The 19,977-nt window shown below is 69.3% G+C and carries 20 protein-coding genes, 1 tRNA gene and 2 pseudogenes; 13 read left to right on the top strand and 10 right to left on the bottom strand.

The genetic code is table 11. The features are described 5' to 3' along the window. Window positions 1–852: 852 nt before the first annotated feature. On the bottom strand, window positions 853–1,122 hold the full coding sequence (locus ABZS54_RS07070; RefSeq protein WP_355531896.1) for a hypothetical protein: 270 nt from the start codon (window positions 1,120–1,122) through the stop codon (window positions 853–855). 156 nt (window positions 1,123–1,278) lie between these two features. On the opposite strand from ABZS54_RS07070, the gene ABZS54_RS07065 reads away from it, so the two are divergent. Both ABZS54_RS07065 and ABZS54_RS07060 read left to right on the top strand, forming a co-directional pair. Next, window positions 1,279–1,446: a hypothetical protein gene (locus tag ABZS54_RS07065; protein ID WP_355531894.1), complete on the top strand. Its 168-nt coding sequence runs from the start codon at window positions 1,279–1,281 to the stop codon at window positions 1,444–1,446. 81 nt (window positions 1,447–1,527) lie between these two features. Further along, a pseudogene (locus ABZS54_RS07060) lies at window positions 1,528–1,752 on the top strand (transposase); the annotation flags it as partial. Between the two features lie 987 nt (window positions 1,753–2,739). On the opposite strand, the pseudogene ABZS54_RS07055 reads toward ABZS54_RS07060, so the two are convergent. The 4 genes and pseudogenes from ABZS54_RS07055 to ABZS54_RS07040 form a co-directional block, all read right to left on the bottom strand. Continuing rightward, window positions 2,740–2,832 (bottom strand): annotated as a pseudogene (locus tag ABZS54_RS07055) (IS5/IS1182 family transposase); the annotation flags it as partial. A gap of 233 nt (window positions 2,833–3,065) precedes the next feature. Further along, window positions 3,066–3,446: a hypothetical protein gene (locus tag ABZS54_RS07050; RefSeq protein WP_355531892.1), complete on the bottom strand. Its 381-nt coding sequence runs from the start codon at window positions 3,444–3,446 to the stop codon at window positions 3,066–3,068. A 29-nt stretch (window positions 3,447–3,475) separates the two neighbouring features. Continuing rightward, the gene (locus tag ABZS54_RS07045; protein WP_355531890.1) at window positions 3,476–3,754 is read right to left on the bottom strand and encodes a hypothetical protein; all 279 of its coding nucleotides are present in this window, start codon (window positions 3,752–3,754) and stop codon (window positions 3,476–3,478) included. Then, window positions 3,747–4,193: an SseB family protein gene (locus ABZS54_RS07040; RefSeq protein ID WP_355531888.1), complete on the bottom strand. Its 447-nt coding sequence runs from the start codon at window positions 4,191–4,193 to the stop codon at window positions 3,747–3,749. The genes ABZS54_RS07045 and ABZS54_RS07040 overlap by 8 nt, the downstream gene beginning before the upstream one ends. A gap of 164 nt (window positions 4,194–4,357) precedes the next feature. Here ABZS54_RS07040 and eno point away from each other — a divergent pair, with 164 nt between their 5' ends. The 5 genes from eno to ABZS54_RS07015 all read left to right on the top strand — a co-directional run bounded on the left by eno (window position 4,358) and on the right by ABZS54_RS07015 (window position 9,814). Then, window positions 4,358–5,638, top strand: coding sequence for a phosphopyruvate hydratase (gene eno / locus ABZS54_RS07035; RefSeq protein WP_355531886.1), 1,281 nt, complete (start codon window positions 4,358–4,360; stop codon window positions 5,636–5,638). A 56-nt stretch (window positions 5,639–5,694) separates the two neighbouring features. Next, a complete protein-coding gene (locus ABZS54_RS07030) occupies window positions 5,695–6,312 on the top strand; it encodes a septum formation initiator family protein (RefSeq protein ID WP_355531884.1) in 618 nt (205 codons plus the stop codon). A 92-nt stretch (window positions 6,313–6,404) separates the two neighbouring features. Continuing rightward, complete coding sequence (locus tag ABZS54_RS07025; protein ID WP_355531882.1) at window positions 6,405–6,929, top strand: DUF501 domain-containing protein; 525 nt, start codon at window positions 6,405–6,407, stop codon at window positions 6,927–6,929. Beyond that, entirely contained in the window at window positions 6,926–7,879 is a 954-nt protein-coding gene (locus ABZS54_RS07020; RefSeq protein WP_355531880.1) for a Ppx/GppA phosphatase family protein, read from the top strand. Before ABZS54_RS07025 ends, ABZS54_RS07020 begins: the two co-directional genes overlap by 4 nt. A 585-nt stretch (window positions 7,880–8,464) precedes the next feature. Continuing rightward, window positions 8,465–9,814 (top strand): NAD(P)/FAD-dependent oxidoreductase, encoded by a 1,350-nt coding sequence (locus ABZS54_RS07015; RefSeq protein WP_355531878.1) that lies wholly within the window; start codon window positions 8,465–8,467, stop codon window positions 9,812–9,814. Between the two features lie 374 nt (window positions 9,815–10,188). On the opposite strand, the gene ABZS54_RS07010 is transcribed toward ABZS54_RS07015, so the two are convergent. Further along, window positions 10,189–10,965 (bottom strand): ABC transporter ATP-binding protein, encoded by a 777-nt coding sequence (locus tag ABZS54_RS07010; protein ID WP_355531876.1) that lies wholly within the window; start codon window positions 10,963–10,965, stop codon window positions 10,189–10,191. Between the two features lie 340 nt (window positions 10,966–11,305). On the opposite strand from ABZS54_RS07010, the gene ABZS54_RS07005 reads away from it, so the two are divergent. Both ABZS54_RS07005 and ABZS54_RS07000 read left to right on the top strand, forming a co-directional pair. Next, window positions 11,306–11,387 (top strand) — tRNA-Leu (locus ABZS54_RS07005). Between the two features lie 323 nt (window positions 11,388–11,710). Next, window positions 11,711–12,565, top strand: a complete 855-nt coding sequence (locus ABZS54_RS07000) for a Bax inhibitor-1/YccA family protein (protein ID WP_355531874.1) — start codon at window positions 11,711–11,713, stop codon at window positions 12,563–12,565. A gap of 172 nt (window positions 12,566–12,737) precedes the next feature. On the opposite strand, the gene ABZS54_RS06995 is transcribed toward ABZS54_RS07000, so the two are convergent. Beyond that, the gene (locus ABZS54_RS06995) at window positions 12,738–12,971 is read right to left on the bottom strand and encodes a DUF4287 domain-containing protein (RefSeq protein WP_355531872.1); all 234 of its coding nucleotides are present in this window, start codon (window positions 12,969–12,971) and stop codon (window positions 12,738–12,740) included. Window positions 12,972–13,140: 169 nt separating this feature from the next. On the opposite strand from ABZS54_RS06995, the gene ABZS54_RS06990 reads away from it, so the two are divergent. Continuing rightward, the gene (locus ABZS54_RS06990; RefSeq protein ID WP_355531870.1) at window positions 13,141–13,512 is read left to right on the top strand and encodes a hypothetical protein; all 372 of its coding nucleotides are present in this window, start codon (window positions 13,141–13,143) and stop codon (window positions 13,510–13,512) included. Between the two features lie 42 nt (window positions 13,513–13,554). Here ABZS54_RS06990 and ABZS54_RS06985 read toward each other — a convergent pair whose 3' ends face one another. The 3 genes from ABZS54_RS06985 to ABZS54_RS06975 all read right to left on the bottom strand — a co-directional run bounded on the left by ABZS54_RS06985 (window position 13,555) and on the right by ABZS54_RS06975 (window position 16,816). Then, window positions 13,555–14,136 carry a hypothetical protein gene (locus tag ABZS54_RS06985; RefSeq protein ID WP_355531868.1) on the bottom strand — a complete coding sequence of 194 codons (582 nt, stop codon included), beginning with the start codon at window positions 14,134–14,136 and terminating at the stop codon, window positions 13,555–13,557. A gap of 199 nt (window positions 14,137–14,335) precedes the next feature. After that, a complete protein-coding gene (locus tag ABZS54_RS06980; RefSeq protein ID WP_355531866.1) occupies window positions 14,336–15,556 on the bottom strand; it encodes an acetyl-CoA C-acetyltransferase in 1,221 nt (406 codons plus the stop codon). Window positions 15,557–15,712: 156 nt separating this feature from the next. Continuing rightward, complete coding sequence (locus ABZS54_RS06975) at window positions 15,713–16,816, bottom strand: SGNH/GDSL hydrolase family protein (RefSeq protein ID WP_355531864.1); 1,104 nt, start codon at window positions 16,814–16,816, stop codon at window positions 15,713–15,715. A gap of 256 nt (window positions 16,817–17,072) precedes the next feature. Between ABZS54_RS06975 and ABZS54_RS06970 the strand changes: the two genes are divergently transcribed. From ABZS54_RS06970 to ABZS54_RS06960, 3 genes are all read left to right on the top strand, one after another. Then, the gene (locus tag ABZS54_RS06970; RefSeq protein ID WP_355531862.1) at window positions 17,073–18,449 is read left to right on the top strand and encodes a cystathionine beta-synthase; all 1,377 of its coding nucleotides are present in this window, start codon (window positions 17,073–17,075) and stop codon (window positions 18,447–18,449) included. A gap of 156 nt (window positions 18,450–18,605) precedes the next feature. Further along, a complete protein-coding gene (locus tag ABZS54_RS06965) occupies window positions 18,606–19,169 on the top strand; it encodes a GNAT family N-acetyltransferase (RefSeq protein ID WP_355531860.1) in 564 nt (187 codons plus the stop codon). A 122-nt stretch (window positions 19,170–19,291) separates the two neighbouring features. Beyond that, the gene (locus tag ABZS54_RS06960; RefSeq protein WP_355531859.1) at window positions 19,292–19,921 is read left to right on the top strand and encodes an XRE family transcriptional regulator; all 630 of its coding nucleotides are present in this window, start codon (window positions 19,292–19,294) and stop codon (window positions 19,919–19,921) included. Window positions 19,922–19,977 lie beyond the last annotated feature (56 nt).

Raw genomic sequence — 19,977 nt, 5'->3', positions numbered from 1 at the left:
GAGTGGGGGGAGACCCCGTTCCCTCCCTGATAGAGGTAACTACAGGGAGCGGCTCATCCAGGTGAACCGTTGAGGCGCTGTGGTGAGCGGTTGAGCGCCTGCGGGTCGTGTCCGACGAACGGCTCAACGGCTCATCCCGGTGAGCGGCTGAGTTTGCGCTCAACGGCCCATCCGGAAGAGCCGTTGAGGGCAGGAGCAGGGCGTATTCGCTGAGCGAGGAGTTGCCGTCCCCGAGGCGGTGGCCACGGTGGACCTGAAGCAACAGTCCGCGCTTTTGCAAGTGCTCCAATGCGCGGCGGACCGTGGAGAGGTGGAAGCCGCAGTCGCGGGCGAGTCTGGCGTGCGTGAGCCGGATGCCGGTGCCGTCGGACCGCGCGTACGTGGAGAGCAGCAACGCGAACATCAGCAGCGTGCGCTCAATCCCCGGATCATCGCGAATGACCTCCTGCCACCTGGCGCGCCGCGCATATGGGGGAATCGTGGCGGGATCGGTGGTCGGAGAGGGAGAGTTCAGGCATGCTTGTGCCTGAGGATGCGCCGGTGTCACGGCGTTGCCTTTCGGTTGGTTCGCTGTGCTTGCAGCGGGTTGACTAGCGGCGATCACCTTCTGAGGGGTGATCGCCGCTTTCCGTAGTCGAACCGTAATAGCCGTTTAACCGCCGATGCCCAGCTTTCACCCGATCGAGCGACCAACTGTTTTTTGACGCTCCGTCACCGGCAAGGCCGGCGAACACGCCTGCCGGGCTGACGCGCATCCTCGGCGAACCGCACGCCCAAGGAGCCGAGTTCGAGCTTTCAACCGTTGCTCACCGCGAGTCGAAGCGAGTCTGTGCTTGAGGCCGTGGCAGTGCGTCAGGGCATCAGCAGGGCGTACTCGCTGACTGCGTGGCCGCCGTCGTCAAGTTGATGGCCGCGGTGCACCTGGAGCAGCAGTCCGCGCTGCTGGAGCGTGTCGAGAGCGGAACAAACCGTCGAAAGAGGGAAGCCACTATCGCCGACGAGCATGGCGTCCGTGACGAGGATGCCGGTCCCGTCGGCCCTCGCGGAGGTGCCGAGCAACAGCGCGATCAGCAGCAGCTTGCGCGTGACTCCCGGATCGTCGAGGACGGTCGCCACCCACATCTCTCGGCACACGTTGGGCGTCGTGTCGGGATCACCGCTCGGAGACGAACAGTTCGGGCATGCTTGGGCGTGAGGATGCGCCGGGCCCATGGCGTTGCCTTTCGGTCGGGTCGCTGCGTTCATGGCGGACGGAGTAGAGGCGATTACCTTCCAGCGATGATCACCACCATCCGTCATCGAAACGTAACGGGTGGTTACCCGACGATGTACGACTTTCGCCCGATCGAGTACCAAGCGTTCCTGGCAGCGCCCGTAGAGGGCGCTGCCCGCTCGGGCGGTCCGTGTGGAAACCGGTCAACCCTGAAGGTCGGCGGGTTTGCCTGAGAAGTGGTTGTGCTGGTCGTGGGTGTGGAAGTCGCCTGAGCCGACACCCTGCTGGGCGAGGTGTTCGCCGACGAGCGGTTCATGGTGCTCTTCTCCGACCGCGGCCGTCCGTCGGTGCCTCCGGGACGGCTCGCACTGATCAGCGTGCTGCAGTTCACCGAGGGTTTGACGGACCGTCAGGCGGCCGACGCGGTGCGTGGAAGGTTGGATTGGAAATTCCTGCTGGGCCTGGAGTTGGGGGATCCCGGCTTCGACGCCTCGGTTCTCTCGGAGTTCCGTGGCCGTCTCGCGGAGAGCGGATCCGCGGAGGCGCTGCTGTTCGAAGCCGTCCTGGGCCGGCTGAAGGCGGCAGGTTGGGCCGCACCCGGCGGGCGGCAACGCACCGACTCCACCGTGGTGCTCGGCGCGATCCGCACGCTGCAGCGGTTGGAACTGGTCGGCGAAACGCTGCGGGCCGCCTTGGAAGGGATCGCCGCCACCGTCCCGGGCTGGCTGCTGGAATGGGCTCTGAAGGACTGGTTCACCCGCCACGGTCCGAGCGTGGACGCCTACCGGTTGCCCAAGACCGAGAACGAACGTGCCGATCTGGCCCTCGTCTTCGGGCGGGACGGCATCCGGGTCTTGACCGAATCCCTCCGCGACGGCGCCCCGGAGATCGTCCGCGCTCTGCTGGCGGTGCGGGCACGGCGTCAGGTCTGGGTCCAGCAATACCACCTGGACGCGGACGGTCTGCACTGGCGTGACGGGAAGGAACACGGTCGCCCTCCGAGCGGAACCGCCATCGTCTCGCCCTACGATCTCGACGCCCGCTACTGCACCAAGCGCGGCGTCGGGTGGACCGGCAAGGCCCAACTCACCGAGACCTGCGACGAGGACGGCCCGCGCCTGATCACCTACGTCGCAACGGTGCCGGCCACCGAGGCGGACATCGACACCACCAACCGGGTCCACCACAGCCTCGCCCGGCGCGATCTGAGCCCGGCCGAGCACCTCGTCGACAGCGCCTACGTCACCGCCGAGCAGGTCATCGACGCACGCGACAACCACGGCATCGACCTGCTCGGGCCGGTCACCCACGGCCTGACGCGCGAGTGCGTCTCGCGTGAAAATGAGGTCCACATCCGCGTTGGTGGCTCGAATCAGATAGCCGGCGGCATTGTATTGATGGGTGGTCTCACGGCCGGTGGCGGCGTGTACTTCGGCAGTCATCCTGCCCAACGCGTCCCGGCTGTATATGATCACTTCCCCAGCGCCGTTGATGCGTTGCGTCAGCCGTCCGGCAGCGTCGGCCTTCTCCGGGATCGTGTGCCGGATGCCGCGTCGCCGCAGGTATCGGCGGCAAGGACCGTTGCTGTAGGCCTTGTCGAACGCGACGCTGTCAGGCTTCTTACAGGCCTGCCCGACGTCCGACAGATTACCGCTTTCACCCCGCCCCATACACGGGGTAACGATTCGACCAGACGACAGTCACATGATCGGCCAGCCAGCTCCTAGTCGAGCTGCACCATGCCAGCGATGGTGGCGGGCATTTCGAAGGGCGCAGCCTCGAAGAACCAGTGGAGTGATCAAGCGCCGTTACCACGCTGACTCTTGGGTCGAACTCGGAGCCATGTGATGGGTCAAGATTCCTTGAGTTCTTGCAAGGTGGTCATGATTCGGGTGATGTCGCGGTTCGATTTTTCGCACAGATCCTGGTTCTGCTCCTGAAGGATACGCGAGGCCTCCACGCGAGATACTTCTTTCGCTAGTTCCAGGGCCACCGTGGGAGCCAGAGTCCAATTTCGACCCCAAGATGTGGTGAAGGACCACGCCAATTCCAGGTCGTCAATGGCTGCGATGGTGCGCCGAAAAATATCAGTAACGTTTGTCGGGGCATTTTCATATCGCCATACCAAAAAGACCAGGCGCCATCTCTCTGTATTTGGATTGCGGCCTGACGGAAAGCCGCCCCAGGCTACTTTGCCGAATAGGCTGAGCGTCGGCAAGATTTCAGGGGACACAAATTTCCTCGTCGGTCTGTGTGATGGGATCACTTGGTTCGTACGACGGTTTGATCGACCCGTCCGCCATTCAGTAGTCGCAGGGATCGCTCGTAATCTCCGAGTGGAATAGGTGTTGATCGGGCTTCGGGGTCGTCGATCTCGCCGGCCTGGTACGGCGACGAGTAGTGCTTTTGCAGCGCCGCCAGTTGCGCCTGCAACGGCTGCTGCTTCTGGGCGATTTCCCGGGCGACCAGCAATGCGTCGATCAACTCGGTACTCGCCCCGCGCACGAACGCGCTGTCGACCTTGAATCCGTCGTCACCCACCCGTGGCCTCCGTCTCCGGCTCGCCGTTCCACAGACTCGCCCGCAGCCGCACCGGCTGCGGGCCGGCCAGGTCCACCGCGATGTCGTAACCCGCCGGCAGCAACCGCAGCAGGTCCCCGCCCCCTGTGGCGAACCAGTCGCACGACTCGCCGACGAACAGTGCCAACTGCTCCTCGGAGGTGAACACCGGCACGACCCCGCCACCGGGCGGTCCGATCGCCGCGAAACCGACCTGGTCCGTCCGCTCGCAGTACAGCCGGGCCGCGAGCAGCGCGGCCAACAGCGCGGGCGGATCGCCCTCGCCCGCGAGCAACCGGGATATCTCCCGCTCCAGCGGCGAAGCGGCCCTTGGGTCCTCCGGACGTCCCGGGCCCCCGGCGACGCCCGCCATTTGCTCGGCCCCCGCCGTCCCCGCGCCCCCGCGCTCCGACTCGGTCACGTGTACGCCCCCGCCCCTCGACCGAGCGTCACCCTAGCGAATTCGTTCGAGTGCGCGTCACCGAATGGTTGCCCACAGCTACCCGTTCCCGGGCGAACCGTGCGGCGGGCTCCTACTAGGCTGGCGACGCAGAGCCAGCGTGCCCCTTGATCAAGGAGAAACTCGTGCCGTCCATCGACGTCATCCACGCCCGGGAGATCCTGGACTCCCGAGGGAACCCCACGGTGGAGGTCGAGGTCGTCCTCGACGACGGCAGCTCGGGCCGTGCCGCCGTGCCGTCCGGCGCTTCCACCGGCGCCTTCGAGGCCGTCGAACTGCGTGACGGCGACGAGACCCGGTACGGCGGCAAGGGCGTGCAGAAGGCCGTCGACGCGGTCAACGAGCGCATCTACGAGGAGATCGCCGGCACCGAGGCCGACGACCAGCGGCTGATCGACCAGGCGATGATCGACCTGGACGGCACCGCGAACAAGGCCGAGCTCGGCGCCAACGCGATCCTGGGCGTCTCGCTCGCCGTCGCGCACGCCGCCGCCGAATCGGTGAACCTGCCGCTGTTCCGCTACCTCGGCGGCCCGAACGCGCACGTGCTCCCGGTGCCGATGATGAACATCCTCAACGGTGGTGCGCACGCCGACACCAACGTGGACATCCAGGAGTTCATGATCGCGCCGATCGGCGCGGAGACCTTCGCCGAGGCGGTGCGCTGGGGCACCGAGGTCTACCACTGCCTCAAGTCCGTGCTCAAGGCCCGCGGTCTGGCCACCAGCGTCGGCGACGAGGGCGGCTTCGCGCCGAACCTGGAGAGCAACCGCGCCGCGCTCGACCTGATCGTCGAGGCGATCGAGATGGCCGGCTACACCCCGGGCTCCGACATCGCGCTGGCCCTGGACGTGGCCGCGAGCGAGTTCCACTCGGACGGCGCGTACGTGTTCGAGGGCGCCAAGAAGACCTCCGCCGAGATGTCGGCCTACTACGCCGAGCTGGTCCAGGCGTACCCGCTCGTGTCGATCGAGGACCCGCTGGACGAGAGCGACTGGGAGGGCTGGGTCGCGCTGACCGCGCAGCTCGGCGACAAGGTCCAGCTGGTCGGCGACGACCTGTTCGTGACCAACCCGGAGCGGCTCGCGCGCGGCATCGACGAGAAGGCGGGCAACGCGCTCCTGGTGAAGGTCAACCAGATCGGCACGCTGACCGAGACCCTGGACGCCGTGTCGCTCGCCCACCGCAACGGCTACCGGTGCATGATGAGTCACCGGTCCGGTGAGACCGAGGACACCACGATCGCGGACCTCGCGGTGGCCACGGACTGCGGCCAGATCAAGACGGGCGCCCCGGCGCGCTCGGAGCGGGTGGCGAAGTACAACCAGCTGCTGCGCATCGAGGAGATCCTCGACGACGCGGCGGAGTACGCCGGCCGCGGCGCGTTCCCGCGCTTCGACGGCTGACACCGGGTCGAGCGGAACACCGCCGGCGCCGAATCGACGGAACGGCGGGAGGACGCGTGAGCGAGCAGCGCGAGGGGGGCCGTAGGACGGCCGCTCCGAGCAGGGCCGCCCGCGCGTCCCGGGCCGTCGCGCCGCCGCGTCAGGCCCGCGGTGACCGTCCGGCGGCATCGGGCAAACCGAAGGTCGTCGCCGCGGTCGGGTCCATCAAGGACTCGGCCGCGGCGGCGAGCCTGGGTCGGCTGCGCCGGCGCGGCGGCGGCAGGTGGATCGTGTTGACCCTGGTGGTGCTGAGCCTGGCCGTCGCGCTGGTGTACCCGCTGCGGCAGTACCTGGACCAGCGGGCCGAGGTGGACGACCTGCGCGAGAGCACCCGCAAGCAGCAGTCCGAGACCGAACGCATGCGGTCCGACCTGGAGCGCTGGAACGACCCGGCGTACGTCCGCCAACAGGCGCGCGAGCGGCTGCACTTCGTCTACCCGGGGGATACCGCCTATCTGGTGGTGCCGCAGCCGGGCGAGCTCGGCAACCCGGCGCCGCCCACGCCCGCCCAGGCCGGTCCGCCGCCCTGGTACCGCGGTCTGTGGGACTCCACGCGCGACGTGGACCGGGCCGGCGTGCCGACCCCGAGCGCGACACCCACACCCACGAAGACGCCGGCCGCGTCGATCGGGTAGCCGGCGGATCCCCGCGCGTCGAGCGCGGCCGCAACGGCACCCGGATCGAACGTCGGTCCGAGTCACTCGGCGAAGCAGGAATACTTTCCTTTATGGATCAGCACGACATCGACGCCGTCAAGGCGCAGCTCGGCCGTACCCCGCGTGGTCTGCGCGGCGTCGCACACCGGTGCCCGTGTGGGCTGCCCGACGTCGTGGAGACCGCCCCGCGCCTGGAGGACGGCTCGCCGTTCCCGACGCTGTACTACCTGACCTGCCCGCGGGCGGCGTCCGCGATCGGCACGCTCGAGGCGAACAACGTCATGCGCGAGATGAGCGTGCGCCTGGCCGAGGACGAGGACCTCGCGGCCCGCTACGCCGCCGCGCACGAGGACTACATCGCGCGCCGGGACGCCATCGAGGTACTGGAGGGCTTCCCGTCGGCCGGCGGCATGCCGGATCGGGTCAAGTGCCTGCACGTGCTGGCCGGCCACGCGCTGGCCGCCGGGCGCGGCGTCAACCCGCTCGGCGACGAGACGCTGGACGCGCTGCCCAAGTGGTGGGCCAAGGGCCCGTGCGTGTGTGTGGACAAGCCGGCCGAGTCCGACGCCGCAGCCCCGGAGGATGAGTCCCGATGACCCGACGCGTCGCCGCGATCGATTGCGGCACCAACTCCATCCGCCTGCTCGTCGCCGACCTGGACCCGGCCGCCGGGACGCTGGTCGACCTGGACCGCCGGATGCAGATCGTCCGGCTCGGCCAGGGCGTCGACAAGACCGGCCGGCTGGCGCCCGAGGCGTTGGAGCGCACCTTCGCCGCGTGCCGCGAGTACGCCAAGGCGATCGACGAACTGGGCGCCGAGCGAGTGCGTTTCGTGGCCACCAGCGCGAGCCGCGACGCGGAGAACCGGGATGTGTTCCGGGCCGGTGTGCGCGAGATCCTGGGCGTGGAGCCCGAGGTGATCTCCGGCGACGAGGAGGCCGCGCTGTCCTTCACCGGGGCCACCCGGGAAATCGCCGGGACCGGCGCCGTCGAGACGCCGTACCTGGTGGTCGACATCGGCGGCGGGTCCACCGAGTTCGTACTGGGCGACGATCGACCCGAGGCGGCCCGGTCGGTGGACATCGGCTGCGTCCGGATGACCGAGCGGCACCTGCGCGCGGACCCGCCGACGCAGGATCAGATCGCCGCCGCGATCACCGATGTCGAGGCCGCGATCGCCCGGGCCGCGGAGGTGGTCCCGATGGATCGCGCCCGGACCCTGGTCGGCCTGGCCGGCTCGGTGACCACGGTCGCGGGCATCACGCTGGAGTTGCCCGAGTACGACTCGACGACCATCCACCACGCGCGGCTGACCCTCGACCAGGTCCGCGCGGTGACCGCCCGCCTCCTGGCGAGCACGCACGCCGAACGGGCGGCCATTCCGGTACTGCACCCGGGCCGGGTGGACGTGATCGGCGCGGGCGCCCTGGTACTGCGCACGATCATGGAACGCACCGGCCTGACCGAGGTCGTGGTCAGCGAACACGACATTTTGGACGGAATCGCCTGGTCTTTGGCGGAGGACCCCGAGCCCGAGGGCGAGTAGCCCTTTGCGGGCAGGGTCGGACGGGATCGCCCGGTCCCTGGTGGAAGTCTCCGACGCGGTGGGGCACCCGTGCCGGCCCGACCCTGGCCCACCGCCATGGGCCGGTGCGAAGGGTCGGAGGCTTCGGTGGACGTCGCGGCGGTCGCCGACCTCGACGACGAGAATAACGAACTCGGCGTCTCGAACCTGGGCCGACGGGAACCAAGGAGCGATGTCCAACGTTCGGACGCGGGGAAAAGTTTGTGAATCCCTTCACATGGCCGGCGAGGCAAAACTTGGCCATGTGGGGCCGTTTTCCTCTTGATAGGCCGCCCGGGTGGGAGTACTGCCTTCGAACGTGGTGGTCGCCGCCGGTTCGAGGTGGAGATCACATTGCGCCGTCCCCGGGTGCCTCCGGCAGGATCGACGCAGGTCATCGGGACCGGGTCGGTGGACAAGCCGGCCGAATCAGGTCGAGTGGATCTTCCTCGACGGCACACCGTGCACAAATGCACAAGCAAAAGGACGAAGGGTACCAGACGGCCCGTTCGGTACTGCGCGCGGCCTCAAAGCACCGGCGGGTTCGATCGGTGGATACTTCCAAACATGAGCAACACGGATCGCCCTCGCATCCTTATCGTCGGCGGCGGCTACGTTGGTCTGTACGCCGCGCAGCGCATCCTCAAGAAGATGCGCTACGGCGAAGCGACCGTCACGGTCGTCGACCCGCGGTCGTACATGACCTACCAGCCCTTCCTCCCGGAAGCGGCCGCCGGCAGCATCTCACCGCGCCATGTCGTGGTGCCGCTGCGCCGTGTCCTGCCCAAGGCCGAGATCGTCAACGGCCGGGTCACCTCCGTCGATCACGACCGCAAGGTCGCGCTCGTCGAGCCGCTCGCGGGCGAGTCCTACGAGCTCGGCTTCGACTACATCGTCATCGCGCTCGGCTCGATATCGCGGACCTTCCCGATTCCCGGTCTGGCCGAGAACGGCATCGGTCTCAAGACCATCGAAGAAGCCATCGCGCTGCGCAACCACGTGCTCGGGCAGCTCGACCTGGCCGACTCCACCACCGATGAGGAGATCCGCCGCAAGGCGTTGACCTTCTGTTTCGTCGGCGGCGGCTTCGCGGGTATCGAGGCGCTGGCCGAGGTCGAGGACATGGCGCGCGACGCGGTGCGCTATTACAAGAACCTCAAGCGCGAGGACATGCGCTTTGTGATGGTGGAGGCGGCCAACCGCATCCTCCCCGAGGTCGGCCCGGAGCTCGGCGCCTGGACGCTGGAGCGCCTCAAGGCCCGGGACATCGAGTTCCACCTGGAGACGTCGCTCAAGTCCTGCGTCGACAAGCACTGCGTGCTTTCCAACGACGTCGAGTTCGACGCCTCCACGATCCTGTGGACGGCGGGCGTCAAGCCGAACCCGGTGTTGTCGGAGTACGGTCTGCCGCTCGGCCCGCGTGGCCACGTCGACACCCGCACCACCCTTCAGGTGGTCGGCATGGACAACGTGTTCGCCGCCGGCGACAACGCGCAGGTGCCGGACCTCGCCGCGGGCGAGGGTGCCTGGTGCCCGCCGAACGCGCAGCACGCGGTGCGGCAGGCGCGGGTGCTGGGCGACAACGTCGTCTCGGTGATGCGTGGGTTCCCGCCGAAGGAGTACAAGCACAAGAACCTCGGTGCGGTTGCGGGCTTGGGCCTGCACAAGGGCGTTGCGGTGATGTTCGGCAAGCTGCGGCTCAAGGGCCTGCCGGCCTGGTTGTTCCACCGTACGTACCACGGGGCGATGGTGCCGACGTTCAACCGGAAGTTCCGGGTGTTCGCCGACTGGACGCTGTCGGCGTTCTTCCGGCGGGAGATCGTCTCGCTCGGGGCGATGGAGCATCCTCGGGACGAGTTCGCCGTGGCGGCGCTGCCGGCGCCGTGTCCTGCGGTCGAGCCTGCGGCCAAGGGTTAGCTTTTGCCTTGGAGCCCGGTACGCACTCGTGCGTGCCGGGCTCCTTTGTTGGGCGACTTCGTCGCCGGCTCGCGAGGCACCACTTTTTTCTCTCCCCCGCTTCGCTCCTCCGAGAAAAAAGCGGCCCCTCGCTCGTGACTTCGTGTCCCTGCGCTTCGCTCCGGGCCACGAAGTCGAAGTTTGCGGCTCCGCCGCTCTCCGCGCTTCGCGCGTCGATCACTTGGGTGGGCGCGGGTCGGGGGCGCTGACGCGCCGGGGGTGGGCGTTTCGGGGTCGGGCTTGCGGCTCGGCCGGTCTCCGCGGCTCGCGCGTCGATTGGCGGGGTGGGCGCGGTCGGGGCGCTGACGCGCCTGGAGGCGGTGTGTGGGGTGGTTTCAGGAGGTTCGGGCGGCTTCGAAGCGTTTCATGCGTTCGAGGACCAAGTCCGAGGTGGGGGCGTGCATTTCGTCGACGATTTTGCCGTCGGCGAGGAAGAGCACTCGGTCCGCGTAGGACGCCGCGTTGGGGTCGTGGGTGACCATCACGATCGTCTGCCCGCTTTCGCGCACCGAGCGGCGCAGGAAGCCGAGCACCTCGGCGCCCGAGTGCGAGTCCAGGTTGCCGGTCGGTTCGTCGGCGAAGATGATCTCCGGCTTGCTCGCCAGCGCGCGGGCGCACGCCACACGTTGTTGCTGACCACCGGACAGTTCGCTCGGGCGGTGGTTGAGCCGGTTCCGTAGGTCGACCGTCTCGATCACGTTGTCCAGCCACGCCCGATCCGGCTTCACACCCGCGATGTCCATCGGCAGCGTGATGTTCTCCAGCGCGGTCAGCGTCGGCAGCAGATTGAACGACTGGAAGACGAAGCCGACCTTCTCCCTTCGCAGCAGGGTCAACTGCTTGTCGTTCAGGGAGGACAACTCCACGTCGCCCAGCCGGACCGAGCCCGCCGAGATCGAGTCCAGGCCCGCGATGCAGTGCATCAGCGTGGACTTGCCCGACCCGGAGGGGCCCATGATCGCGGTGTACTCGGCGCGCCGGAATCCGACCGAGACGCCGTCGAGCGCGATCACCCGCGTCTCACCCGTGCCGTAGACCTTGGTCAGATCGGTGGCGACGGCGGCGAGCGCGCTGTTCGTCTCGATGCCCGCGCTGGGTTCGGTGGCGGTCACAGGAGACCTCTTTCGTCGGGATCGGATCCGATGCGGGGTGGCGTACGCACTCCGTCCGTGCCGGGTGGCGAGGATCCGGGACCGGCGACCACGATCATCGCGATGACGGTCGATCCGAGCGGACTCTCGACCCCCGGGTCCTACCCGGGTTCGGCGGCCGAATGCGGGATGTCCCCTGCTCACTCGCCCCAAAACGCCCATTCGGCATCATCCGTTATGCATGCGGACGGGTCGCCTTTCGTCGCTCTCCGCGATCGAACAGACCGGCGAAAGGGGTCCGCGGGCCCTCGAAACGCTGGGGGTCAACACGGTGCGCCGAGGCCGCTACGCTCAGCATCGCCCCCGGATGGTGGAACGCAGACACGAGGAGCTTAAACCTCCTTGGCCGCAAGGTCGTGCGGGTTCGAGTCCCGCTCCGGGGACAACTCGAAATTGCGGTTGACCTGCAAGAACGCCGCATCGTCGCGGACCCGCGACAGTGGGCCCTCGGTGGCTTGGACCACCAACCGGATGATCTCCCGGGCCCGCGGGCCACCCTCACTCGCGAATAGCGCAGGGTGTTCCCGTGCTAACAGCGATCGGCTTTACGATGGATTCCATCCGACTTTTTATGACCGGACAGTGACCACGGGCACAAATCCCGTGTCCGCGCACGTTGTGGGGGAAGGATGGAAGCCCTGAGCGCTTTGCTCGGGGATTACTCTCTTAAGCCACGACCCCCACCAGGGGGCATGGAGGAGATGACATGAGGAGCAGCAACCCGGTGCTCACGCGGCGGGGGGCGTTCGAGACCGGCCGGCAGGAGCAGGCCGGTTACGGAGCGCCGCAGCCCGGGCCGCAGGGCGCCCCGTACGGCGGGCCGCAGCCGCCGCCGATGCAGCCGATGACCCCCGAGCAGCTTCAGGAGATGTACCGCGCGCAGTCCGCCGGTCCGCTCCAGACCGGCCGGATGACCATCGACGACGTGGTCGCGCGTACCGCGATGACGTTGTTGACCGTGGTCGTCACCGGCGCGCTCTCGTGGGCCTTCCTGCCGTTCGAGAACTTCGGCTGGGCGGTCGGCGCGGCGCTCGCGGCGTTCGTCGTCGCGATGATCGTGACCTTCAAGCGTGAGGTCAGCCCCGCCCTGGTGCTGACCTATGCCGCACTCGAAGGCGTGTTCCTCGGCGCGATCAGCCATGCGTTCGAGCAGCAGTACAACGGCATCGTGGTGCAGGCGGTGCTCGGCACGGCCTCCGTCTTCGTCGGTGTGCTGGTGGCGTACAAGTCCGGCTGGATCAAGGTGACGAGCCGCTATGTGCGGATCGGCATGGCGATCGCAATCGGCTTCGTGCTCCTCACCTTCGTCAACCTGCTCGCGATTCTGATTGCCGGCGGCGACGGCCTCGGCCTGCGCAGCGGTCCGATCGGCATCGTGATGGGCATCCTCGGCATCCTCATCGGCGCCTTCTTCCTGTCGCTCGACTTCAACGAGATCGAACAACTGGTCGCCCAGGGCGTGCCGCAGCAGGAGTCGTGGCGGGCCGCATTCGGTCTGACCGTGACCCTGGTGTGGATCTACCTGGAGGTCCTGCGCCTGCTGTCGATCCTGCGGGACTGACTCGGCGCCGTATGACGGCCCGAAGTGAAGCGCGAAGTGGCGGTGCCCCGGGTAGGGGCACCGCCACTTTCGCGTATGCGCGTATGCGCGGAGATCTGCGGAGTCGAGAGTGGTCAGCGTGGCAGGGGTCTTCGACGGTGGATCGGTGGCGCGGCGGCCGCGGGGCGGGGGATCAGCTGACCCCGCCCGGCGCGTGCCGGCGACGGTCGTGCTCGCGGACGATGGCGAGGGCGTGCCCATGTCCGAGGTTGTGCTCGCCCTGGAGCCAGGAGACCCGGTCCTCGAACCGGGAGAAGGCCGGACCGGCCTCGATTTCCTTGAACCAGTCGGGGAGTTCGCGGCCGGTGCAGACGGGCACCCGGGCCACGAGGTTCCGGTGGGTCTCTTCGGAGAAGTGCAAGGACATAAGCGCCTCCGGTGAGCGTTCCGTTACCCGAGCGTGCATGACGGGCGAACGGTTGGCAAGCGGTCGAAGCCGACCCGCACGCGGTGTGCGCACTGGGTACGCTCCGGTTATGTCGTCCCGCATCCCCATCCCCCCGGTCGGGAAACCGTCCGTTTCCCTCACGGTTGACGTGGGCCCCTTCGTGAAGGAGTCCGGCGCGGTCGCCGATCGACTCCGGCACCTGTCCGAGGCCCGGTTGAAGGCGCCGCTGACCGCCCGTCAGGAGACCTCGCCGAGCCGGGCGGGCGCGGCCCTCGCGCTGGCCCAGTGTCTGGCCGACCTCGCGGCCGCGGTCGAGGGCGAGCCGCTGCGCGAGATCCCGGATCTGGGTGTGTTCGTGGTGGGCGATCAGGTCGCGGTCACCTCCGGCGATCTCGCCTCGGCGCTGGGGCCGTTGGCCGAGGAGCACGCGCTGATCCTGCAGGACGGCGAGCCGACGACGGCCGGCGACGTGGTGCGTCGGGCACGGGAGATGGTGCGCGAGTTGTCGGCGGCGATCTGAGCGGGGCGGGGCGCGAGGCCACCGAGAGCCGCCGGACCGGCCCTAAGCCGGCGGCCGGACGTACAGGCGGTCGGCCAGTGCGTACGTGGTGTCCTCGTCCGTGCCGAAGGTCAGTGCCCAGCCGCCGCCGATCTCGGAGGTGCCGAGCAGGCGCACCGGCAGGCCATGGGACAGCGCGACGTCGATCAGCGCCGCGGCCTCCGGGTCGCCCGGCATCACCACCAGCGAGCTGCCGTCGGCGAAGTCGAGCACGTCCAGTCCGCCGGCGCCGCCGGGCGAGCCGGTGCGCACGCGCGTGATCGGGGTGGCGCCGGCGATCAGGCCGGTCAGGTAGCCGCCGGTGAGGTGGGTGGGCAGCAGCGGGGTCAGGTTCTCCGACGGGTGCGGACGCCGGCCGGTCGCGTCGTCGTCCGGGTCGGAGAAGTCCTCGGCCCCGGTCCCGGGAACGGTCAGCGGTGGTCGCTCGGCGTCCCGGCTACGGAAGAGATGATCGACGAACACCTGGTCCCAGATCTCCGCAGTCGCGCGGGCACGGCGTCGCCGGGCCAGTCGGCGCACGACGGTGGCCACTGCGACGGCGCATGCGGCGGTGATCAGGACGGGGACGATGTAGGCGTTCGGCATGACGTGATCCGCAACCCTTGGCCAACCCGAGAAAACAGCTCCTTCATCCAGGGTCGCGCCGTCGGCGGCCGGCCGCCAGAGCGTGACGTCCCGACCGGGTGGAACCTTGGACCGACCGGTCGGGTGAACGTACGGCGAAGCCCGCCCGGGTTGTCCGGACGGGCTTCGCGCGGGTACCGGGCCGGGCCGGTGGGCCGGGTCAGCTCAGGCGTTCGAGCACCATGGCCATGCCCATGCCGCCGCCGACGCACATGGTCTCCAGGCCCCACTGCTTGTCGTGCCACCGGAGCGAGTTGATCAGCGTGCTGGTGATCCGCGCGCCGGTCATCCCGAACGGGTGGCCGATCGCGATCGCGCCGCCGTTGACGTTGACCTTGTCCAGGTCGAAGCCCAGGTCACGGTAGGAGGGGATGACCTGCGCGGCGAACGCCTCGTTGATCTCCACCAGGTCGATGTCGGCCGAGGTCAGGCCGGCTCGGGCCATCGCGATCCGCGAGGCCTCGACCGGGCCGTAGCCCATGATCTCCGGCGACAGGCCGGACACGGCGGTGGAGACGATCCGGGCCAGCGGGGTCAGGCCCAGCTCGCGCGCCTTGGTGTCGGACATCACGATGACCGCGGCGGCGCCGTCGTTGAGCGGGCACGCGTTGCCCGCGGTGACCGTGCCGTCCGGGCGGAAGACCGGCTTGAGCTCGGAGATGCCCTCGAGCGTGGTGCCCGCGCGCGGGCCGTCGTCCTTGCTCACCACCGTGCCGTCGGCGAGCGTGACCGGGGTGATGTCCTCGGCCCAGAAGCCGTCGGCGATCGCCTGCTCGGTGCGGTTCTGCGAGCGGACCGCGAACTCGTCCTGCTCGGCCCGGGAGATGCCCTTGTGCTGGGCCAGGTTCTCGGCGGTGAAGCCCATCCCGATGTATACGTCAGGGAGCAGGCCCTGCTCGCGCGGGTCGACCCACGTCGAACCCTTCTCGACGGTCTCGGTGGTGCGAGTCGCGGCCTCGGCGAAGAGCGGGTTCTTGGTGTCCGGGATCGAGTCGCTGCTGCCCTTGCCGCGGGTGCTGGTGACCATCTCGACGCCGGCGGAGATGTACGCGTCGCCCTCGCCCGCGCGGATCGCGTGCATCGCCATCCGGGTGGTCTGCAGGGACGACGAACAGTAGCGGGTGATGGTGGTTCCGGGCAGGTGGTCGTAGCCGAGCATGACCGCGACGTTGCGACCCATGTTGAAGCCCTGCTCGCCACCGGGCAGGCCGCAGCCGAGCATGAGGTCGTCGATGTCCTTGGGGTCCAGTGCCGGGACCTTGTCCAGGGCGGCGCGGACCATGAGCGCGGTCAGGTCGTCCGACCGCAGGTCCTTCAGGGAACCCTTGAAGGCGCGACCGATCGGGGAGCGGGCGGTGGCGACGATGACTGCTTCGGGCATCGGGACTCCTTGTTGGTCTTTGCGGCCGTCGGTACGAGGACCCCGGAGGGACTCTCGTCGGTGCGGAAGCGCAACTGACGCTGAAGTTACTGCCTGGTAGCCAAAAGTGGGAGGGGCGGGTCGTGCGACCTGCCCCACGCCATAACTGACGCCCAGTCAGATTTCATCCGCCACATTACCCCGGGCGTCCTCGAACGGGGTCGGCGCGCGCCGCTCGACCTTCGCGTCGTTCTCGGCGGCGTCGTTCGGCCCGGCATCCGGCTCGGCATCCGGCTCCACCGTCGCGGGGGTCGGGATCTGCTGCCGGCGGCGGTGGCGCAGCAGTGCCCACCGGCCGCGCGGGCCGCGCTCGCGCCCGCCGACGTCGGTGCCGGTCACCTCCGTGCCGCCCTCGGCGGCGGCCTCGATCGCGGCCTGGGCGATCGGCAGCACGCCCTCGCCGCGGAAGCTGTCCGGGCTCACCTCGTCCAGCGGCCACAGGTCCAACGCGGCGCACAGGGACGGCAACGAGGCCATCGCGGCGGTCGCGTAGCCCTCGATCGAGGGGTGGAAACGATCCGGACCGAACATCGCCTTGGGCCGAGCCAGGAACTCGGGCCCGAGCAACGCGCCGAGCGAGACGGTACGACCGCCCGCCTCGACCACGGCGATGGTCTGCGCGGCGGCCAGGTTGCGGCTCCACTGTCGGGCCAGGTAGCGCAGCGGCTGGGCGATCGGCTCGATCGTGCCCAGGTCGGGGCACGTGGCCACGACGACCTCGACGCCGGAGGCGATCAGCCGGCGGGTGGCCTGTTCGAGGTGGCGCACCGACTCGGCCGGGCGCATCCGGTGGGTGACGTCGTTCGCGCCGATCATGATTATCGCGACGTCGAGCTCGTGTTCGAGGGCGCGGGTGACCTGACGCTCCAGGTCCGAGGACTGCGCGCCGGAGAGCGCGACGTTGACCAGTCGTACCGGCACCTCGGCGACGGCGGCCAGGCCGGAGGCGAGCAACGCGCCGGGGGTCTGCATCGGGTCCTCGACGCCGAGGCCGGCGGCGGTGGAGTCGCCTATCACCGCGAACGTGATCGGCTCGCCCGGCAGATCGCCGTACATCCCGTCGGCGGTGGGCGGTTCGCCGTCCGGCTCGCCCACCGTACGACGGGCCATCTTCGCCTCGGTGTACAACACCGCGAACATCGCCCCGGTCAGCACTCCCACGCCGCCGCCACCGAAGGCCGCGGCGGCCGCCACCCGGCGGGCCATCCGAGTGCGCATCATCGCCGGGCACCGCGGCCGGCCGTCGTGTACAAGACCTCGGGCTCCTCCCCGTCGCGAACTCCACGCCGACCCTAACCGACCGTCAGGTTCGTCGGCGGACAGCCGAGGGCGCGGCGGGGCGCGCGGCGTGGGCGCGGGTCGAAGCCGCAGTGTCGTGTCCGGCGCGAAAGCGCGGACTAGGCTGGGAGAAGTTAGCGCAATGTGAGGATTTTGGGCCATCCGGCCCCGGCTGATGCGCACTCATGGCGGAGGTTCCGTGCGGTACCACGAATCCATGCTCGACCTGATCGGGGACACCCCCCTCGTCAAGCTCAACTCCGTCACCTCGGGGTTGTCGGCGACGGTGCTGGCGAAGGTCGAGTACTTCAACCCCGGCGGCTCGGTCAAGGACCGGATCGCCGTGCGGATGATCGACGCGGCCGAGCAGTCGGGCGCGCTGCGTCCGGGCGGCACGATCGTCGAGCCCACCTCCGGCAACACCGGAGTCGGGCTGGCGATGGTGGCGCAGCGACGGGGATACAAGTGCGTGTTCGTCTGCCCGGACAAGGTCAGCATGGACAAGATCAATGTCATGCGGGCCTACGGGGCCGAGGTGGTGGTCTGCCCGACCGCGGTCGACCCCGAGCACCCCGACTCCTACTACAACGTCTCGGACCGGCTGGTGCGCGAGACGCCCGGCGCGTGGAAGCCCGACCAGTACTCCAACCCGGAGAACCCGCAGTCGCACTACCTCTCCACGGGTCCCGAGTTGTGGGAGCAGACCGACGGTCGGATCACCTGCTTCGTGGCCGGCGTCGGCACCGGCGGCACCATCTCCGGGACGGGGCGCTTCCTCAAGGAGGTCTCGAACGGCGGCGTGCGCGTGGTCGGCGCCGACCCGGAAGGCTCGGTGTACTCCGGCGGCAGCGGCCGGCCGTACCTGGTCGAGGGTGTCGGTGAGGACTTCTGGCCGACCGCGTACGACAGCGGGGTGCCGGACGAGATCATCGCGGTGTCCGACCGCGACTCGTTCCTGATGACGCGCCGGCTCGCCCGCGAGGAGGGCCTGCTGGTCGGCGGCTCGTGCGGGATGGCCGTGGTCGCGGCGCTGCGTGCGGCCGAGCAGCTGGGGCCGGACGACGTGGTCGTCGTGCTGCTGCCGGACTCCGGGCGCGGCTACCTCAGCAAGATCTTCAACGACGAGTGGATGGCCGACTACGGCTTCCTGGACGCGGACCCGAACGAGGCCACCGTGGCCGACATCCTGGCCCGCAAGCAGGGCGACCTGCCCGCGCTGGTGCATGTGCACCCGGAGGAGAGCGTCGGCGACTCGATCGCGATCCTGCGCGAGTTCGGGGTCAGCCAGATGCCGGTGGTCAAGCCCGGTGCGGGCCACCCGGACGTGATGGCCGCCGAGGTGGTCGGCTCGATCGCCGAGCGCGACCTGTTGGACGCGCTGGTGTCCGGTCGCGCGTCGGCGGGCGACCCGTTGGAGAAGTTCATGTCGGTGCCGCTGCCGGTGGTCGGCTCCGGTGAGCCGATCGCGCGTCTCGCGCGGGTGCTGGAGCAGGCCGACGCGGCGTTGGTGCTGGTGCACGGCAAGCCGCAGGGCGTGGTCACCCGGCAGGACCTGCTGGGCCACCTGGCGGGCTGAGTCGGCCGTGTTTCGCCACCGGGGCGGCGACGTCACCGGATCGGTTCGCTCCGGACACGCCCACGTAGTCGATGCGTAACACCGCCTCGACACCGTGGGGGTTCGGCGAGGACGGACCGCGAGGGGACCGCTCCGGTGGCGAGAGGCGGTAGGGACATGACGGCGATATCGATGCGGGGCCGGGCCCGGCTGACCGTGGTGAGTGCGGTCCGCGCGGGCGAGTGGCCGTCGCACGTACGGGTGCGCGTGGCCCACACCCGGGACGCCGCGCAGGTGCGTGCGATGCACGAGCGGTGCTCGCCGGACACCCGCCGATTGCGCTACTTCACCTCGGCGCCCCGGTTGCCGGAGAGTGCGCTGAGCCGGTTGCTGGTGCCGGAGCACGGGGTGAGCCTGGTGGCGGTCGCGCCCGACGGTGCGATCGGGGCGCTGGCCACCCTCTTCCACCCGGCGCACGAGCCGGTCGCCGAAATGGCGCTGCTGGTCGAGGACGGGTGGCAGCGGCACGGGCTCGGCACCACGCTGCTGCGCTCGCTGGTCGAGCACGCGGCCGTGCGCGGGGCGAGTGACCTGCGGGCGCACGTGCTGCCGTGGAACCGGCGGATGCTCGGCCTGTTCGACCGGGCGGGGCTGGTCAGTCGGCGCGGTTACGAGGACGGCGTGGTGCTGGTGGAGGCCGAGGTACCGGCGGGCGTGCTTGCGCCGGGGCGCTGCGCCTGACACAGGGCAGACGGGCGGGGATTTCGGCTTCTATATCCGATATGCGCCGAGTCGAAGCAGGTATATTTGCCTCTGAGGCAAGTTAATTGCCTCATTGGTCGGGTCCTGCCTAACCTCGAAGCATGGCCGCTTCTCAAAGCTACGACACCGACGAGCCGGAACCGGCACCCGCCGAGGCGGTACCGACCGGGCTCGGCGACCGGTTGCGTGCGGCCCGTCGGGCCAACGGGTTCAAGCTCGACGAGGCCGCGCAACTGACCAAGCTATCCGTCGCCTATCTCTCCCGGCTCGAACACGAGCGCCGACAGCCGTCGTTGCCCGCGCTGTTGACCCTGGCTCGGGCCTACAACACCACCGTCTCCGAACTGCTCGGCGAGGACGGTGCCTCGGCCGAGCCGGTGGTTCGGGCCCGGGCGGCCGAACCGGTCGAGGCGCACGGCTGGACCTACTGGCGCGTGGGCAGTCCGCGCCGCGGCATGCAGGCGCTGCGGGTGCGGGTGCCGGCGGGTCGGGCGGACGGGCCGGGTCGGGTGCACCCGGGCGAGGAATGGCTGTACGTGTTGACCGGCCAGCTCCGGTTGACCCTGGACGGGGCCACCCACCTGCTCGGCCCCGGCGACGTGGCGCACTTCGACTCGGGGTTGGCGCATCGGATGGAATCCGCCGACGCGTATTTGCCGGTCGAGTTTCTGATGGTCCACGCGGCGCCGGCGCTGGTCGCGTTCTCGCCGTGCCTCCCCGCTCATGTCTGAGCCGCTCGTGTCCGAGCCGCTCGCGGGTGAGCCCGCCCGGGTCCGCGCCCGCCCAA

This window comes from Embleya sp. NPDC005575 (assembly GCF_040605455.1).
Taxonomy (GTDB): Bacteria; Actinomycetota; Actinomycetes; order Streptomycetales; family Streptomycetaceae; genus Embleya.
Note: the sequence above shows the minus strand (reverse complement) of the source record. Positions and strands in the feature narration are given on the sequence as shown.

What these genes read in the sequence shown, in the direction of transcription:
- ABZS54_RS06985 (WP_355531868.1), bottom strand. Translation starts at nt 14,136, where the DNA reads ATGCCGAACGCCTACATCGTCCCCGTCCTGATCACCGCCGCATGCGCC.
- ABZS54_RS07020 (WP_355531880.1), top strand. Translation starts at nt 6,926, where the DNA reads ATGACCCGACGCGTCGCCGCGATCGATTGCGGCACCAACTCCATCCGC.
- ABZS54_RS07065 (WP_355531894.1), top strand. Translation starts at nt 1,279, where the DNA reads ATGATCACCACCATCCGTCATCGAAACGTAACGGGTGGTTACCCGACG.
- ABZS54_RS07000 (WP_355531874.1), top strand. Translation starts at nt 11,711, where the DNA reads ATGAGGAGCAGCAACCCGGTGCTCACGCGGCGGGGGGCGTTCGAGACC.
- ABZS54_RS07070 (WP_355531896.1), bottom strand. Translation starts at nt 1,122, where the DNA reads ATGTGGGTGGCGACCGTCCTCGACGATCCGGGAGTCACGCGCAAGCTG.
- ABZS54_RS06980 (WP_355531866.1), bottom strand. Translation starts at nt 15,556, where the DNA reads ATGCCCGAAGCAGTCATCGTCGCCACCGCCCGCTCCCCGATCGGTCGC.
- ABZS54_RS06995 (WP_355531872.1), bottom strand. Translation starts at nt 12,971, where the DNA reads ATGTCCTTGCACTTCTCCGAAGAGACCCACCGGAACCTCGTGGCCCGG.
- ABZS54_RS06975 (WP_355531864.1), bottom strand. Translation starts at nt 16,816, where the DNA reads ATGATGCGCACTCGGATGGCCCGCCGGGTGGCGGCCGCCGCGGCCTTC.
- ABZS54_RS07015 (WP_355531878.1), top strand. Translation starts at nt 8,465, where the DNA reads ATGAGCAACACGGATCGCCCTCGCATCCTTATCGTCGGCGGCGGCTAC.
- ABZS54_RS07025 (WP_355531882.1), top strand. Translation starts at nt 6,405, where the DNA reads ATGGATCAGCACGACATCGACGCCGTCAAGGCGCAGCTCGGCCGTACC.
- ABZS54_RS06965 (WP_355531860.1), top strand. Translation starts at nt 18,606, where the DNA reads ATGACGGCGATATCGATGCGGGGCCGGGCCCGGCTGACCGTGGTGAGT.
- ABZS54_RS06960 (WP_355531859.1), top strand. Translation starts at nt 19,292, where the DNA reads ATGGCCGCTTCTCAAAGCTACGACACCGACGAGCCGGAACCGGCACCC.